Origin of the sequence: Enterobacter sp. JBIWA003, from assembly GCF_019968825.1 — a bacterium.
GTDB lineage: Bacteria > Pseudomonadota > Gammaproteobacteria > Enterobacterales > Enterobacteriaceae > Enterobacter > Enterobacter quasiroggenkampii.
Genome location: NZ_CP074170.1, coordinates 2,820,196 through 2,836,425, shown reverse-complemented (window position 1 = coordinate 2,836,425; position 16,230 = coordinate 2,820,196). Strand labels below are relative to the sequence as shown.

General features: G+C 57.1%; 16 protein-coding genes and 1 pseudogene. 10 read left to right on the top strand and 7 right to left on the bottom strand.

What is annotated here, in order from left to right; translation table 11 throughout:
• Positions 1-255: 255 nt before the first annotated feature.
• Positions 256-531, top strand: a complete 276-nt coding sequence (gene ychH / locus KGP25_RS13665; protein ID WP_024907062.1) for a stress-induced protein YchH — start codon at positions 256-258, stop codon at positions 529-531.
• 120 nt (positions 532-651) lie between these two features.
• A complete protein-coding gene (locus tag KGP25_RS13660) occupies positions 652-1,710 on the top strand; it encodes a MerR family transcriptional regulator (RefSeq protein WP_223539115.1) in 1,059 nt (352 codons plus the stop codon).
• Here the strand turns inward: KGP25_RS13660 and dauA are convergent.
• The 4 genes from dauA to lolB form a co-directional block, all read right to left on the bottom strand.
• A complete protein-coding gene (gene dauA / locus KGP25_RS13655) occupies positions 1,696-3,375 on the bottom strand; it encodes a C4-dicarboxylic acid transporter DauA (protein WP_063621908.1) in 1,680 nt (559 codons plus the stop codon). The genes KGP25_RS13660 and dauA overlap by 15 nt on opposite strands.
• A gap of 124 nt (positions 3,376-3,499) precedes the next feature.
• Positions 3,500-4,447, bottom strand: a complete 948-nt coding sequence (gene prs / locus KGP25_RS13650) for a ribose-phosphate diphosphokinase (RefSeq protein WP_003856663.1) — start codon at positions 4,445-4,447, stop codon at positions 3,500-3,502.
• A gap of 125 nt (positions 4,448-4,572) precedes the next feature.
• A complete protein-coding gene (ispE, locus tag KGP25_RS13645) occupies positions 4,573-5,442 on the bottom strand; it encodes a 4-(cytidine 5'-diphospho)-2-C-methyl-D-erythritol kinase (RefSeq protein WP_167211156.1) in 870 nt (289 codons plus the stop codon).
• Positions 5,439-6,050 carry a lipoprotein insertase outer membrane protein LolB gene (gene lolB / locus KGP25_RS13640; protein ID WP_063621904.1) on the bottom strand — a complete coding sequence of 204 codons (612 nt, stop codon included), beginning with the start codon at positions 6,048-6,050 and terminating at the stop codon, positions 5,439-5,441. Before lolB ends, ispE begins: the two co-directional genes overlap by 4 nt.
• Before the next feature lie 201 nt (positions 6,051-6,251).
• Here lolB and hemA point away from each other — a divergent pair, with 201 nt between their 5' ends.
• The 6 genes and pseudogenes from hemA to kdsA all read left to right on the top strand — a co-directional run bounded on the left by hemA (position 6,252) and on the right by kdsA (position 11,296).
• The gene (gene hemA, locus KGP25_RS13635; RefSeq protein ID WP_024907067.1) at positions 6,252-7,508 is read left to right on the top strand and encodes a glutamyl-tRNA reductase; all 1,257 of its coding nucleotides are present in this window, start codon (positions 6,252-6,254) and stop codon (positions 7,506-7,508) included.
• Between the two features lie 41 nt (positions 7,509-7,549).
• A complete protein-coding gene (prfA, locus tag KGP25_RS13630; protein ID WP_223539114.1) occupies positions 7,550-8,632 on the top strand; it encodes a peptide chain release factor 1 in 1,083 nt (360 codons plus the stop codon).
• Positions 8,632-9,462 (top strand): peptide chain release factor N(5)-glutamine methyltransferase, encoded by an 831-nt coding sequence (gene prmC / locus KGP25_RS13625; RefSeq protein ID WP_223539113.1) that lies wholly within the window; start codon positions 8,632-8,634, stop codon positions 9,460-9,462. The genes prfA and prmC overlap by 1 nt, the downstream gene beginning before the upstream one ends.
• Positions 9,444-9,566 (top strand): annotated as a pseudogene (locus tag KGP25_RS13620) (siroheme synthase); the annotation flags it as partial. The gene prmC and the pseudogene KGP25_RS13620, both read left to right, overlap by 19 nt.
• Before the next feature lie 29 nt (positions 9,567-9,595).
• Positions 9,596-10,405: an invasion regulator SirB1 gene (sirB1, locus tag KGP25_RS13615; RefSeq protein WP_024907069.1), complete on the top strand. Its 810-nt coding sequence runs from the start codon at positions 9,596-9,598 to the stop codon at positions 10,403-10,405.
• Between the two features lie 36 nt (positions 10,406-10,441).
• Positions 10,442-11,296 carry a 3-deoxy-8-phosphooctulonate synthase gene (kdsA, locus tag KGP25_RS13610; protein WP_023312123.1) on the top strand — a complete coding sequence of 285 codons (855 nt, stop codon included), beginning with the start codon at positions 10,442-10,444 and terminating at the stop codon, positions 11,294-11,296.
• Positions 11,297-11,408: 112 nt separating this feature from the next.
• Here kdsA and chaA read toward each other — a convergent pair whose 3' ends face one another.
• Entirely contained in the window at positions 11,409-12,509 is a 1,101-nt protein-coding gene (gene chaA / locus KGP25_RS13605; RefSeq protein ID WP_008499517.1) for a sodium-potassium/proton antiporter ChaA, read from the bottom strand.
• Between the two features lie 270 nt (positions 12,510-12,779).
• On the opposite strand from chaA, the gene chaB reads away from it, so the two are divergent.
• Both chaB and KGP25_RS13595 read left to right on the top strand, forming a co-directional pair.
• A complete protein-coding gene (gene chaB / locus KGP25_RS13600; protein WP_223539112.1) occupies positions 12,780-13,010 on the top strand; it encodes a putative cation transport regulator ChaB in 231 nt (76 codons plus the stop codon).
• Between the two features lie 177 nt (positions 13,011-13,187).
• The gene (locus KGP25_RS13595) at positions 13,188-13,883 is read left to right on the top strand and encodes a gamma-glutamylcyclotransferase (protein ID WP_023618421.1); all 696 of its coding nucleotides are present in this window, start codon (positions 13,188-13,190) and stop codon (positions 13,881-13,883) included.
• A 30-nt stretch (positions 13,884-13,913) separates the two neighbouring features.
• Here the strand turns inward: KGP25_RS13595 and KGP25_RS13590 are convergent, their stop codons facing one another.
• Both KGP25_RS13590 and KGP25_RS13585 read right to left on the bottom strand, forming a co-directional pair.
• Positions 13,914-14,153, bottom strand: coding sequence for a DUF1883 domain-containing protein (locus KGP25_RS13590; RefSeq protein WP_223539111.1), 240 nt, complete (start codon positions 14,151-14,153; stop codon positions 13,914-13,916).
• 211 nt (positions 14,154-14,364) lie between these two features.
• Positions 14,365-16,149: a methyl-accepting chemotaxis protein gene (locus tag KGP25_RS13585; protein WP_223539110.1), complete on the bottom strand. Its 1,785-nt coding sequence runs from the start codon at positions 16,147-16,149 to the stop codon at positions 14,365-14,367.
• Positions 16,150-16,230 lie beyond the last annotated feature (81 nt).

The following is a 16,230-nucleotide window of genomic DNA, read 5'->3' as shown; positions in this document are numbered from 1 at the left end:
TCCAGATCTGGCGCGTAGTTTACTGTCTGGCGCGCCGCTTGACAAAATTCTGCGATCGTCGCAGCGAAATAAGAATAATTACTTATCTGAACAATTAGAATTTCAAGCTGTTCAACGTGTTATTTGTAAACTTTTGTTTGGGAGTTATCTGTAATTGTGATCATTCACGCAACTCATAAAAGGGGCGTTGTCTATACTTTACACACAAGGATTAGGGGCTTTTCCCCTGACAACCCAAAGTTCCGGAGGTGACACATGAAACGCAAAAACGCTTCGTTACTCGGTAACGTGCTCATGGGGTTGGGGCTGTTCGTGATGGTAGCCGGCGTGGGTTATTCAATTTTAAACCAGTTGCCGCAGCTTGATCTCCCGCAATACTTTGCGCATGGTGCGATATTGAGCATCTTCATTGGTGCAGTGTTGTGGCTGGCGGGAGCACGCGTGAGCGGCCATGAGGAAGTGTGTGACAAATACTGGTGGGTGCGCCACTACGACAAACGTTGTCGTCGCGATCAGCATAAGCACAGCTGACGCTACGTTAAAGAATACCGAAACGGCTCCTCAGGGAGTCGTTTTTTTTGCATCAAGGGTTGACCCTCACGTAACGTAAGGCTCCAGAGTAGCGGCACTGGCAAAGTAAAAGGAGCAGTTATGTTGATTCAGGTGGGTGAGCTGGCGAAACGGGCCGGGATCACCGTACGCACATTGCATCACTATGAGCAAACAGGGTTGTTGCTGCCTTCTGCCAGAAGAGCGGCAGGTTACCGGCTCTACAACCTGGCGGATGTTCAGCGTCTGCACATGATCCAGGCGCTGGCAAAAGCGGGGCTGGAACTTGCTGAAATCAGGGATTTCCTGGAACAGGAGTCGCTGTCGTTAACCGAGTTACTCGATGCGCAAATCACGCTGCTGGATAAACAGCTGCGCAGCATACATACGCTGCGCGACCGGCTGGTCGAACTGCGCACCGGGCTGCTCAACGATGCGACGCTGGATCTGGAATCCTGGCTACAGACTCTGGAGTTAATGAATATGTACGATCGCTGGTTTAGCAAAGAAGAGTTACAGCAGCTGCCGTTTGCGGTGCAGAAGGATGCGCTGACGGCTATCTGGTCAGGGCTTGTTGCGGAAGCAAACACGCTGTTGAAACAGCACATACCCGTCACGGACCCGCGGGCGATGGACCTGGCGACGCGCTGGATGGAACGCCTGGAGCAGGACACGGCGGGCAAGCCGGAGTTTCTCACCCGGCTGAATGAGATGCACAGCGTGGAGCCACAGATGCAGGTGCAGACCGGCATCACGCCGGAAATGACCGATTACATTACGCGGGCGTTCGCCGAGTCGAAGCTGATTATCTGGGAAAAATATCTTTCCGCCGAGGAGATGGCCTTTACCCGGAAGCACTACTTTGACCGCATGATGGAGTGGCCGCCGCTGGTGGCAAAACTGCATCACGCGCAGCGGGAGAATATCGATCCTGCCTCGGAGGAGGCGCAAAAGCTGGCTGAAAACTGGCTGGCGTTATTCCAGTCGTACGCGGGCACCCGTCCGGAGACCCAGCAAAAGTTTCGCACGGCCATGCAGCAGGAGCCGCATCTGATGAAGGGAACATGGATGACGCCTGCCGTGCTTGGGTGGCTTCAGCAGGCGATTGGGGTGATGATGCAGAGACGTTCCTCTGCATCAGGCAATTCACAGATCCGCTAAAGCGGCTTCACGGTTAGGATAAAAGGCAAGGCGGCCAGGGATCGGCTGCACGCCCGCGCGCGCCATGGTGCGCAGGGGCTGGAATTCGAGGTTACTCACCCGCAGCTCGCAGCCTTCCGGCAGACGTTTCACAAAGCGCTGGAAGGCGTCCAGTCCGCCCGCATCCAGCACCGGCACGGCATCCCATTTCAGCACCACAATCCGCTTGCCCGCGATGCGGGATTCCAGATCGCTGAACAGACCTTCCGCCGCGGCGAAGAACAGCGGGCCAATCACGCGCAGAACCAGCACATCGTCAGGCACCTCTACGTTGACCGGGGAGAGGCGCGTCATCTGCGCGATACGGCGCATAAACAGCAGGGACGCCAGCACGATCCCGACGCTGATGGCGATGACCATATCGAACAGCACGGTCAGCGACATACAGATCAGCATCACAATGATGTCGTCTTTCGGCGCACGACGCAGCAGGTTTACCACCTTGTGCGCCTCACTCATGTTCCAGGCCACCATCAGCAGCAGGGCGGCCATGGCGGAAAGCGGTAGCCAGGAGAGCAGCGGGGCGAGGATCAGCAGGGCGAGGATCACCAGTACGGAATGGATAACTGCCGAAACGGGTGACGTTGCCCCCGCACGCACGTTGGCCGCGGAACGGGCGATGGCTGCCGTTGCGGTAATACCGCCAAAGAACGGCGCGACGAGGTTCCCCAGTCCCTGACCGACCAGTTCGCTGTTAGCTTTGTGCTTGGTGCCGGTCATCCCGTCCAGAACGACGGCGCAGAGCAGGGATTCAATCGCCCCCAGCATCGCCATCGAGAACGCGGCGGGAAGCAGGGCGCGCAGGGAGTCCCAGCTTAAGGTAAAGCTGGAGCCGGGCATATCCCACGGCAGCACCAGCTGCGGCAACAGTTGCGGAATGCCGCTGCCCTGTGAACCGTCCGCCAGAACATAGTGGAACTGTGAGCCGATAGTCGCGACATGACCACCGAACATATTGACGATAGCCATCACCGCGCAGCCCAGCAGCAGCGCGGGCAGATGGCCCGGCAGTCGAATGCCCAGACGAGGCCAGACGATCAGCGTGCCCAGCGTCACCATCCCGATGGCGGCGTCGCCGAGGTTCGCAGTCGGTAGCGCCATAAACAGCGCGCCCACTTTTTGCAGATAGTGTTCAGGGACGTGAGCCATTTGCAGGCCGAGGAAATCCTTGATCTGCATGGTTCCGATGGTGATCCCAATCCCCGAGGTGAACCCCAGCGTCACGGAAAGGGGGATGTACTCAATCAGCCGCCCAAAACGGGCCAGACCAAACAGAATCAAAAAGACCCCGGACATCAGGGTGGCGACCAGCAGGCCTGCCAGACCAAACTGCTGTGAAACCGGGTAGAGGATCACCACAAAGGCGGCAGTCGGGCCGGAGACGCTGAAGCGCGAGCCGCCGGTCAGAGCGATGACGATCCCGGCCACGGCTGAGGTGTACAGGCCGTACTGCGGCGCAACGCCGCTGCCAATCGCCAGCGCCATCGCCAGCGGGATGGCAATAATGCCGACGGTGATCCCGGCAATCAGGTCACGCACAAAGCGTGAGGAGGTGTACTTCTCTTTCCAGCAGGCGTCGATGAGGGCGCGAAAGGGCAGAACATGTGAGGAGGCTACGTTTTTCACAATTATCTATCATCCGTATGCGCATCATCTGTCATATGAATGGCAGGTGAAGGAGGCATTAATCATACAAATAAAACCCAGAGACAAAAAAACCCGCCGCAGCGGGTTTTTTGGCCGTGCTCGATCAGTGTTCGAACATTGCAGAGATGGATTCTTCGTTGCTGATACGACGAATCGCTTCGGCCAGCATCCCGGACAGGGTCAGGGTACGCACGTTTGGCAGTGCCTTGATCTCGTCGCTCAGTGGGATGGTATCGCATACCACAACTTCGTCAATCACGGAGTTGCGCAGGTTGTTTACGGCATTGCCGGAGAAGATCGGGTGGGTCGCGTAAGCGAATACGCGCTTGGCACCACGCTCTTTCAGCGCTTCAGCCGCTTTACACAGCGTACCGCCGGTATCGATCATGTCGTCAACCAGCACGCAGTCGCGGCCAGCCACGTCACCGATGATGTGCATCACCTGAGAAACGTTAGCGCGCGGACGACGTTTGTCGATGATCGCCATGTCGGTATCGTTCAGCAGCTTAGCGATAGCACGGGCACGTACCACGCCGCCGATGTCCGGAGAAACCACGATTGGGTTATCCAGGTTCAGCTGCAGCATGTCTTCCAGCAGGATTGGGCTGCCGAATACGTTATCAACCGGGACGTCGAAGAAGCCCTGGATCTGCTCTGCGTGCAGGTCAACGGTCAGTACGCGGTCAACGCCAACGCTGGACAGGAAGTCAGCGACAACTTTCGCGGTAATTGGCACACGCGCGGAACGGACGCGACGGTCCTGGCGGGCATAGCCGAAGTAAGGGATTACAGCAGTGATACGGCCTGCGGAAGCGCGACGCAGGGCGTCGACCATAACAACCAGTTCCATCAGGTTGTCGTTCGTTGGAGCACAGGTGGACTGGATGATGAAAATATCACCACCGCGTACATTTTCGTTGATTTGTACGCTGACTTCGCCGTCGCTAAAGCGACCTACGGCGGCGTCGCCGAGGGAAGTGTACAGGCGGTTGGCAATACGTTGTGCTAGTTCCGGGGTGGCGTTACCAGCAAAAAGCTTCATATCAGGCACGAGAAGAACCTCAGGCATGCGTCCAGTGGTGGATAGCGTTCGCCGTAAACTGTGCGGGCCAGGCAAAGGCTATCCAGGCGGTGTATTAAAGAGCGCGATGCAACGTCTGGAACAGGGTGACGTTGTCACCGAAACTCAGTCTGCGCCAGAATGGCCTGCTGTAGGGGGGAAATGTTCATCCCACGCGCTACAAAACCATGCAGCCAAACCGGCGCTTGCTCAAGCACCTGACGAGCGGCGGATTCGGTGTCAAATTCAGCAAAGACACAGGCCCCTGTACCAGTCAGGCGCGACGGCGCGTATTCTAACAGCCAGGAAAGCACCGCATCAACCTCGCGAAAACGTTTTCTTGCGATATCCTCGCAATCGTTGCTGAATTCACAATTTAATAACGTTTCTATTGACCGAATCGGAGTATTTCTTTTCAGGTCAGGATCTTTAAAGATGACCGGGGTCGGAATGCTCACGCCGGGGTGAGCAACCAGATACCATTTTTCCGGCGGGTTGACCGGGGAGAGGATTTCCCCCACGCCCTCGGCAAAGGCCGCATGACCGCGAACAAACACCGGAACATCCGCGCCCAGCGTTAAGCCCAGGGCGGCCAGTTCGTCCTGCGACAGCCCGCAGCCCCAGAGGTGGTTCAGGGCAACCAGCACCGTGGCGGCGTTAGATGAGCCGCCGCCCAGACCGCCGCCCATCGGCAGACGTTTCTCGATACGAATATCCGCACCGCTTCCCGCAGGTAGACGACCTGATTCCGCAGCGGCGTTCATCAGCAGACGCGCGGCGCGCACAATCAGGTTGTCCTCATGCGCCACGCCGTCGACCGGCGTCAGGAGGCAAATCTGCCCGTCCTGACGCAGTTCAATGGAGATCGTGTCGCCATAGTCAATAAACTGAAACAGCGTCTGCAGGGTGTGATAGCCGTCAGCGCGCTGGCCGGTAATGTATAAAAACAGATTCAGTTTTGCCGGAGAGGGCCAGTGGGTCATCATTTAACGATCCAGTTGTCCATTTTCAGCTTGATGCGCTGGCTGCCCTGGGTCAGTTCCATATTCGATGGCAGCGACGGTTTACTCTTGCTGTCATAGTCGCTGTACACCACTTTCCAGGTCTTGCCGTTCTGGGTGTAGTTCACCTGGCTCAGACGATATTGATCATCCAGGGTATAGTCGGTGGCGTCACCCGGCAGGCCGAGGATCCACTGGCGCAGGCTGTTGAGCGGGATAGGCATTCCGGTCAGCTTGCCAATCATCTCTTCGGCATCGGTTGCGGTGTAGTGCTGGCCTTTGTTATCGGTGATCTGCGCTTCGCCCGGTTTCGCGATAAGCTCCAGCTCGGTGCTGCCCAGCGGGTTCAGCAGCAGCAGGCGATAGTTGTCCTGACCCGTTTGTTGCCAGAAGAAGCGTGCATACACTTTTTGCTCATCCGAAAGATAAGCAAACGCGCCGCGGGTCTGGTACTGGTTCAAATTACGGACGTCCTGCTGGTGCTGACGCCACTGTGGCGAGTCAGGGCTTTTGCCCGGGCCTTTTGGTTGAGTGACGGTACAGGCGGTCAGAACCAGTGCCGCCAGGGGCAGCAGGCGAATCAGTCGGGTCATAATGAGGACAAATCCTTGAGATACGTTGCAGTTATAACTGTTAATGCTAGCGTCGAAGGAGGCTACCGTCTACGTTCAAATTATCTCAAAGCGTTGTGTAACCTATTACTCCGAAAGGGGGCTGTCTCTTTTATTGATCTCGCGCATCCTGTATGATGCGTTCTGCTAACCTTATTAACGCTGGTACTACTCCCGCTCAACATGACCCTATTAGCACTCGGCATCAACCACAAAACGGCCCCGGTTTCGCTGCGAGAACGCGTAACGTTTTCGCCAGATACGCTCGACCTGGCGCTGGACAGCCTGCTTGCACAGCCTATGGTGCAGGGTGGCGTGGTGCTCTCGACGTGCAACCGTACCGAGCTCTATTTAAGCGTGGAAGAGCAGGATAACCTGCACGAAGCGCTGATCCGCTGGTTATGCGACTACCACAATCTCAATGAAGACGAGCTGCGCAACAGCCTGTACTGGCATCAGGACAACGATGCCGTCAGCCATCTGATGCGCGTGGCCAGCGGGCTGGATTCGCTGGTGCTCGGCGAACCGCAAATTCTGGGTCAGGTGAAAAAAGCCTTTGCGGATTCGCAAAAAGGGCATCTGAAGGCCAGCGAGCTGGAGCGCATGTTCCAGAAGTCATTCTCCGTGGCGAAGCGTGTGCGAACCGAAACCGACATTGGTGCCAGTGCGGTTTCCGTTGCTTTCGCGGCCTGCACCCTTGCGCGCCAAATCTTTGAATCCCTCTCTACCGTTACCGTGATGCTGGTGGGCGCGGGCGAAACCATCGAACTTGTGGCGCGCCATCTGCGCGAGCATAAAGTGAAAAAGATGATTATCGCTAACCGCACCCGCGAACGCGCGCAGGTGCTGGCGGATGAAGTGGGCGCAGAGGTGGTTGCCCTGAGCGACATCGATGAACGTCTGAAAGAGGCGGACATTATTATCAGCTCGACTGCCAGTCCGCTGCCGATTATCGGCAAAGGGATGGTGGAGCGCGCGCTGAAGTCCCGTCGTAATCAGCCGATGCTGCTGGTGGATATTGCCGTCCCGCGCGATGTTGAGCCGGAAGTGGGCAAGCTGCCTAACGCCTACCTCTACAGCGTGGATGACCTGCAAAGCATCATTTCGCACAACCTCGCCCAGCGTAAAGCGGCGGCGGTGCAGGCGGAAACCATTGTTGAGCAGGAAACCAGTGAGTTTATGGCCTGGCTGCGCGCGCAAAGCGTCAGCGAGACCATCCGCGAGTATCGCGGACAGGCGGAGCAGGTGCGTGACGACCTGACAGCCAAAGCGTTAGCGGCCCTGGAGCAGGGCGGCGACGCACATGCAATTATGCAGGATCTGGCGTGGAAACTGACCAACCGCCTGATCCATGCGCCAACCAAATCTCTTCAGCAGGCTGCCCGTGACGGGGATGATGAACGCCTGACTATTCTGCGCAACAGCCTCGGGCTGGAATAGCGCCCTATACCCATTTTCTAAGACAAGGTGCACTTACGCCTATGAAGCCTTCTATCGTCGCTAAACTGGAAGCTCTGCACGAGCGCCATGAAGAAGTCCAGGCGCTGCTCGGCGATGCCGGGACCATTGCGGACCAGGAGCGTTTTCGCGCGCTCTCACGTGAATACGCGCAGTTAAGTGATGTTTCTAAATGCTTTACCGGCTGGCGACAGGTTCAGGAAGATATTGAAACCGCGCAGATGATGCTCGACGATCCTGAAATGCGCGAGATGGCGCAGGAAGAGTTGCAGGATGCGAAAGCGCGTTCTGAGGAGATGGAGCAGCAGCTTCAGGTGCTTCTGCTGCCAAAAGATCCGGACGACGAGCGTAACGCGTTCGTGGAAGTCCGCGCCGGGACCGGCGGTGACGAAGCGGCACTGTTTGCCGGGGATCTGTTCCGCATGTACAGCCGCTACGCCGAGTCGCGTCGCTGGCGCGTGGAGATCATGAGCGCCAACGAAGGCGAACACGGTGGCTACAAAGAGGTTATCGCCAAGATCAGCGGCGACGGCGTATACGGTCGTCTCAAGTTTGAATCCGGCGGTCACCGCGTGCAGCGCGTTCCGGCCACCGAATCTCAGGGCCGAATCCACACCTCCGCCTGTACGGTGGCGGTGATGCCGGAGCTGCCGGAAGCGGAGCTGCCGGACATCAACCCGGCGGACCTGCGTATTGATACCTTCCGCTCCTCCGGGGCGGGTGGTCAGCACGTTAACACCACCGACTCCGCCATCCGTATTACCCACCTGCCAACCGGTATCGTGGTGGAGTGTCAGGACGAACGTTCCCAGCATAAAAACAAGGCCAAAGCGCTGTCCGTGCTGGGTGCGCGCATCCACGCGGCCGAAATGGCGAAACGCCAGCAGGCGGAAGCGTCAACGCGTCGTAACCTGCTGGGGAGCGGCGATCGCAGCGACCGTAACCGTACCTACAATTTCCCGCAGGGGCGCGTGACCGACCACCGCATCAACCTGACGCTGTATCGTCTGGATGAAGTGATGGAAGGCAAGCTGGATATGCTGAATGAGCCTATCGTGCAGGAATACCAGGCCGACCAGCTGGCGGCACTGTCCGAGCAGGAATAATGGATTTTCAGCGCTGGTTACGTGAGGCTGCCGCTGAGCTTTCCGAAAGCGAAAGCCCGAAACGCGATGCCGAAATTTTGCTTGAGCATGTGACGGGCAAAGCCCGCACGTACCTGCTGGCCTTCGGTGAAACCGAACTGACCGCTGAGCAGGAAGCACGGCTCGCCACGCTGCTTGCCCGCCGTAAGCACGGCGAGCCGGTGGCGCACCTTGTCGGTGAGCGCGAGTTCTGGTCGTTACCGCTTTACGTCTCGGCGGCGACGCTGATCCCGCGTCCCGATACCGAGTGTCTGGTCGAACAGGCGCTGGCGCGTTTACCGGCGGCGGCCTGCCGCATTCTCGATCTCGGTACGGGCACCGGGGCCATCGCGCTGGCGCTCGCCAGTGAAAGACCCGACTGCGCGGTGACGGCGGTGGATGTGATGCCCGACGCGGTGGCGCTGGCGCAGCGCAACATGGAACGTCTTGGCCTGACCAACGTAACGGTGCTGCAAAGCAGCTGGTTTAGCGCGCTGGAGAACCAGACGTTCGGCATCATTGTCAGTAACCCGCCCTATATTGACGAACATGACCCGCACCTTGCGCAGGGTGATGTGCGCTTCGAACCGCTGACGGCGCTGGTCGCCGCCAGGGAAGGTTTAGCCGACCTTGATCACATTGTGACAATGTCACGACAACATTTACTTTCCGGCGGCTGGCTTCTTGTGGAGCATGGCTGGACGCAGGGAGAAAGCGTGCGGGCATTGTTTACCCAGGCGGGTTACGCCGACGTCAAAACCTGCCGCGACTACGGCGGCAATGAACGCCTGACGCTGGGGCAGTGGCTATGAGTTCAGGCTATCTGCCATTTACTGATAAAGGCGTAAGGCTGACTGAAAGGCGGTTTGGCGTTATCATCTACATCGTTTTGAGTTTTATCTCGTCCGGGCGTCGCTGTGCGCTCGGTCGTTACTGGGGTAAGTCATGAGGTCCTTAGCCGATTTCGAATTTAATAAAGTGCCGCTTTGCGATGGCATGATCCTGATTTCTGAGATGATTCGCGACGATTTTACGTCGCAGTTTGTCTACGATGAGCTGGAGAATCTGGTCAGCCTGGCGCGTGAAGAGATTAATCAGGCGCGGCCGCAAGACTGGCAATTAGAGAAGCTGCTTGAGCTTTTCTACGGCGAATGGGGTTTCTGCGACACGCGGGGCGTGTATCGCCTGTCTGACGCATTATGGCTGGACCAGGTCTTAAAAAATCGTCAGGGCAGCGCCGTTGCGCTGGGCTCTATTTTACTGTGGGTCGCGCACCGCCTGGATATTCCGCTGGTGCCGGTCATTTTCCCGACGCAGATGATCCTGCGTGCGGAGTGGCTGGACGGTGAGATGTGGCTCATTAATCCCTTCAACGGCGACACGCTGGATGAACATACGCTGGACGTGTGGCTGAAAGGCAACATCAGCCCGGTGGCTGAGCTCTTCAACGAAGATCTCGACGAGGCGGATAACGCAGAAGTGATCCGCAAGCTGCTCGATACGCTGAAGTCAGCGTTAATGGAAGAGCGTCAGATGGAGCTGGCCCTGCGCGCCAGCGAAGTGCTGCTGCAGTTTAATCCGGAAGACCCGTACGAAATTCGCGACCGCGGGCTGATCTATGCCCAGCTCGACTGCGAACACGTGGCGCTAAACGATCTGAGCTATTTCGTTGAGCAGTGTCCGGAAGACCCCATTAGCGAAATGATTCGTGCGCAGATCAACGCGATCTCGCACAAGCAAATTACACTGCATTAATCTTAATTCCGATTCACACCTGAATAAGGCGATCCTATGAAACAAAAAGTGGTTAGCATTGGTGATATCAAGGTAGCAAACGACCTGCCTTTCGTGCTGTTTGGCGGCATGAACGTGCTGGAATCTCGCGACCTCGCCATGCGTATCTGCGAGCACTACGTGACCGTGACCCAGAAGCTGGGCATCCCGTACGTGTTTAAAGCCTCTTTTGACAAAGCCAACCGCTCCTCCATCAACTCTTACCGTGGCCCGGGCCTGGAAGAGGGGATGAAGATTTTCCAGGAGCTGAAGCAGACCTTTGGCGTGAAAGTGATCACCGACGTGCATGAAGCCTCTCAGGCGCAGCCGGTGGCAGACGTGGTTGACGTGATTCAGCTCCCGGCATTCCTGGCTCGCCAGACCGACCTGGTTGCCGCGATGGCGAAAACCGGTGCCGTGATCAACGTGAAAAAACCACAGTTCGTGAGCCCGGGTCAGATGGGCAACATCGTCGATAAGTTTATCGAAGGTGGTAACGATCAGGTGATCCTGTGCGACCGTGGCGCTAACTTCGGTTACGACAACCTGGTGGTGGACATGCTGGGCTTCAGCGTGATGAAAAATGTCTCCGGCCAGTCTCCGGTAATTTTCGACGTGACCCACGCGCTGCAGTGCCGCGACCCGTTTGGCGCCGCGTCCGGTGGCCGTCGTGCTCAGGTGACCGAACTGGCGCGTGCCGGTATGGCAACCGGTCTGGCAGGTCTGTTCATTGAAGCGCACCCGGATCCGGATAACGCAAAATGCGACGGCCCATCCGCGCTGCCGCTGGATAAGCTGGAGCCGTTCCTGAAACAGATCAAGGCGATTGACGATCTGGTGAAGAGCTTCGACGAGCTGGATACCAGCAAATAATAAAAAACCCGCTTCGGCGGGTTTTTTTATGGGGCATTTTGCCGGGTGACGCTGCGCTTACCCGGCCTACGACCCATAGGCCCTGCAAGCGAAGCGCCGCCGGGCAAACAGACTACGCAAAAATCGTCATCAAATAAGCCACAAACAGCGCCATATGCGCAGCCCCGTTAAGCACGTTGGTGCGCCCGGTTGAGAACGAAATCTGGCACAGCAGCAACGAGGCTACCATCACAATCATCTCCGGCGCGCCCAGCGCAAACTGCAACTCGTTACCGGTCATAAAGGCAATCAGCGTCACCACCGGCACGGTGAGTGAAATGGTCGCCAGCACGGAGCCGAAGAACAGGTTCATTGCGCGCTGTACCTGATTGTTTAAGACGGCTTTCAGCGCGCCCAGCCCTTCAGGAGACAGGATCAGCAGTGCCACCAGGAAGCCGGTAAAGGCTACCGGCGCGTTCAGCTCGGTTAACAATGTTTCCAGCGGGTTGGCGTTCATCTTGGTGACGGCAATCACCGCAATCAGATGCACGATCAGCCAAACCGTATGCCACGCGCTGCTGTGGGCCGACGGCTTACCGTGGTGCGGGTCATCATCGTCGCTGTCGTCTTCATGCTCATACACAAACAGGCTCTGGTGCGTTTTGGTCTGAATCAACAGGAACACGCCGTACATGGCTGCGGAAATCAGCGCGACCAGCAGCGCCTGACCGGTGGAGAAGTTTGCACCCGGCAGCGCCATCGGGAAGACCAGCACGATAATCGCCAGCGGGAAGAGGGCAATTAGATACTGTTTAATGCCGAACAAGTTCATATACTGGGTCGCAAATTTACGCCCGCCCAGCAGCAGAGAGAAGCCCACCAGGCCGCCCGTCACAATCATAATGATCGAGTAAAGCGTGTCGCGCATAAGCGTCGGTGCGGCATCGCCGGTCGCCATGAGCGCGGAAATCAGGCTGACTTCGAGAATAACGACGGAAAGGCTGAGAATTAACGATCCGTAGGGCTCGCCCAGACGGTGGGCCAGTACGTCCGCATGGCGAACGACGCTAAAGGCGCTGGTTAAAATACCGACCAGGGCAAGAATATTGATACCAACCACCACTGGCAGTGACTGACTGCTTCCCCAGAAGAGCAGCACAGCCAGTGCCAGAACCGGGAAAATGAGAGACGTCTCCTTGTGGCGGGTCTTTACCGCCTCGTGTGTTGCTGTCATGTGCTTCTCCATCAATGCAGGTGCTTGTAATTATAGATAGATTTTTGAGGGCATTAAATTAACAGATCTCTGTTAAATACCCTTAACTTTTTACTTAATTTTACCCTTTGTCATAAATTTAATGCCTGACTCCTGTAATTGACGGTTTTCACATAATATTTATTAAATAACAATTAATTAAATATAATGTTAATCCATAAATTTAGACCGGGTGGCACGCTGGCATATCGTCGTCCACACTTATCTCTTTAAGCAAAAGAGAGGTGAGTGATGCCATATAAAACGAAACGCGAATTACCCGATAACGTGCAAAACGTGCTGCCCGCTCATGCGCAGGAAATCTACAAAGAGGCGTTTAACAGTGCCTGGGATCAGTACAAAGATAAGGACGATCGCCGGGATGATGCCAGCCGTGAAGAGACGGCACACAAAGTCGCCTGGGCCGCCGTAAAACATGAATATGAAAAAGGAGACGACGATAAATGGCACAAAAAGAAATAGCCGTGAAATAATTCGCTGCCTTCATTTTGACTTTTCAGGCGGTTGAACTGCCGTTGTATTGCAACTGGTCCGCTAATTGCTTATCGTTATTTAACTGCTGGCAAAATGACCAGCACATAATGCCGGGAAGGCGAATTACAGATGTCGCAAGGAAGCATGCAGTGGCGGAGGTGGAAAGTGTTAACGCGTGATTTCTTAATGAAGGCAGATTGTAAGACGGCATTTGGTGCTATTGAGGAATCGCTTCTCTGGTCAGCTGAACAGCGTGCGGCGTCACTTGCTGCCACGCTTGCCTGCCGCCCGGATGATGGCCCGGTATGGATTTTTGGCTACGGCTCCCTGATGTGGAACCCGGCTCTGGAATTTGTCGAATCGGCAACGGGAACGCTGCCTGGCTGGCACCGCGCATTTTGCCTGCGTCTGACGGCCGGACGCGGCAGCGCGTGCCAACCCGGACGTATGCTTGCACTGAAAGAGGGCGGGCGCACCACGGGCGTGGCGTATCGCCTCCCGGATGCCACGCTGGAAGAGGAGCTTACGCTGCTCTGGAAGCGTGAGATGATCACCGGCTGCTATATGCCGAGCTGGTGCAAGCTGGAGCTGGACGACGGTCGCACCGTCAATGCGCTGGTGTTTATCATGGACCCGCGCCATCCGCTGTATGAAGCGGACACCCGCACGCAGGTCATTGCCCCGTTGATTGCTGCCGCCAGCGGACCGCTGGGAACTAACGCGCAGTATCTCTTCTCCCTCGATCAGGAGTTGACCCGCCTCGGCATGCAGGACGATTGTCTGAATGAGCTGGTGGCGAAGGTGAAGGCACTGCTGGAAGGGAACCCGCTCAACGGCACGCTGCGACCGGGTTTTGCCTGAAAATACGCCCGGATTGCCGGGCGTTTGACGTTATGCTGCTACGTAACTGACAGAATGCTCCAGTGACTGGCTGTGGCTGTCGATCAGCACATCCCACGTGCCGGTATATGGCACGGTAAGCCAGGCCTTATCGTCCTGCACGGTCAGAATATCCGCCTGGGATTGTTTTTGTGCTTTCGCACTCATGAGATGAATACGACAGCGCTCTGAGCAACGCACCACAACCGTATCCCCGCCAAACAGCTTCAAACTTGTTTTTACCTGTGCCATTTTTTACCCCGTAGTCTTAAACAACGCTCTCCCTGCTGCCATATCCGAGCGTGATGTTGTTCACAATTCACTCATGGCATAACACCAAAGGGGAGGGGGTGGGATGCTGATTTTGATCAAAAAATGGCATAACGATTAAACAAAAATGACAAAATTCCTCAGAATTTCCGCTGGCGCGCGTTTTACCCGCTAAACGCGCGCCGCGAGAAAATTAAATGCGGAAATGGCCGGCGGTTTCAGCAAGGTCGCCCGCCTGGCTCTGCAGGGCGCCCGCAGCGGCGGCGGATTGCACCACCAGCTCGGCGTTCTGCTGGACCATGCGGTCGAGATGGGTCACCGCGTGGTTGATCTCGTGAATGCCTTTCATCTGCTCGCTGGTGGCGATGGATATTTCGCGCATGATGCCGGAGACGCTGCCGATGCTGGAGCGGATCTCGTCCATGCTTTCCCCGGCCAGATGCACGTAGCGGGAGCCGGTGGCCACGCTGTCGGTGGTGGAATCGATCAGCGATTTGATCTCTTTCGCCGCCTGGGCGCTACGGCTCGCCAGGTTACGCACTTCGCCTGCTACCACGGCAAACCCGCGCCCCTGCTCCCCGGCACGGGCCGCCTCGACGGAGGCATTCAGCGCCAGAATGTTGGTCTGGAACGCGATACCGTCAATCACGCTGGTGATGTCGCCAATTTTAGCCGACGCGACTTCGATGGACTGCATGGTGCTGATCGCCTGGGATACCACTTCGCCGCCGCGCGCAGCGGCCGCAGAGGCCTTGCTCGCCTGGTCATTCGCTTCTGCCGCCGACTCGTTCGACTGGGTCACGGAGGCGGTGATCTGCTCCACGGCGCTGGCCGTCTCGCGCAGGCTGGATGCTGCCTGCTCGGTACGTCCGGAGAGATCCTGGTTACCCGCCGCAATCTCCTGGGCGGCATTTTTCACCGACTCGCTGGCATCGCGGAGCTGCACCATCACCACCGACAGCTTATCGCTGAAGGCGTTAAAGGCCTGGGCAATCTGCGCCACCTCGTCCTCGCCGCTGTCCGGCAGACGCTGCGACAGATCGTTAGTCCCGTTGGCAATGTTGTGCATCGCGTCGCGAATGTCAGACAGGCGCTTCAGCAGACGGGCAATCAGGAGATGAACAATGGCCGCGCTCAGCAGCGCCAGGATCACCAGCGAAATCGCCGATGCCTTAAGCAGGGAACGCATACCGGAGGTGGCGTCACCGTTGTCGAGGGCGACGACCAGCAGCCAGTTTGTACCCGGCACGGCTGTCGCCACGAAGGTTTTTTCGACGTCGTTAAGCGTACCGTCGACAAGGTTACCGCTTTTCAGCGCAGTAAAATCGATGCCTTTGATGGTCTCAGCAAACGGTTTAAGCGTCAGCGCCGGATCGTTAGCCGCTATCACGCTGCCGTCACTGTTCAGAAGCAAGCCGCTGCTGGACGGAGTTGGATGGATCCCGCGCACATTCGCCACCACGCTGTCCATGGCCACATCGCCCGCCACCACCGCTTTCAGGGCGCCATTCTCTTTCACCGGCACGGCGAAAGTCACCACCAGTTTACCGGTACCCGCATCAACGTAAGGCGCGGTGACGACCGGGCCATCCGTGCTGACCACCTGCTGATACCACGGGCGAATGGTCGGGTCATAATCCGCCGGGACACCCGCGGGCTCAGAGAATTTCGCCGTTTTGCTGGCGTAGCCCACATAAACGTTGGTGAATCCACCCGCCTGCGCAAGCTGTTTAAACACCGGAACCGGATCGTCACTCAGCGCAACGGTCTGGGCAGAGGCAATCACCGTCATCTTGCTTTTGACCCAGTCGGCGATCGCCATGTTATGGCTGGCGCTGGTGCTGGTCAGGATATCGCGTTGTGACTGCTGGTTATCCTGGCGTGTGACCTGGAAGTTAATAACGGTATTGAGGAGAAGGGCGACGACCAGACAGCCTGCCGTCGCCGCGATGATGCGTGCACGAATCGATCTGAACATAAGTGAAATACCTGCTGTGTTGTTTCCATGCCTATCGGCAACCCCGCAGGTAAACTTGATGCTGAAACCGCGTCCATAAGA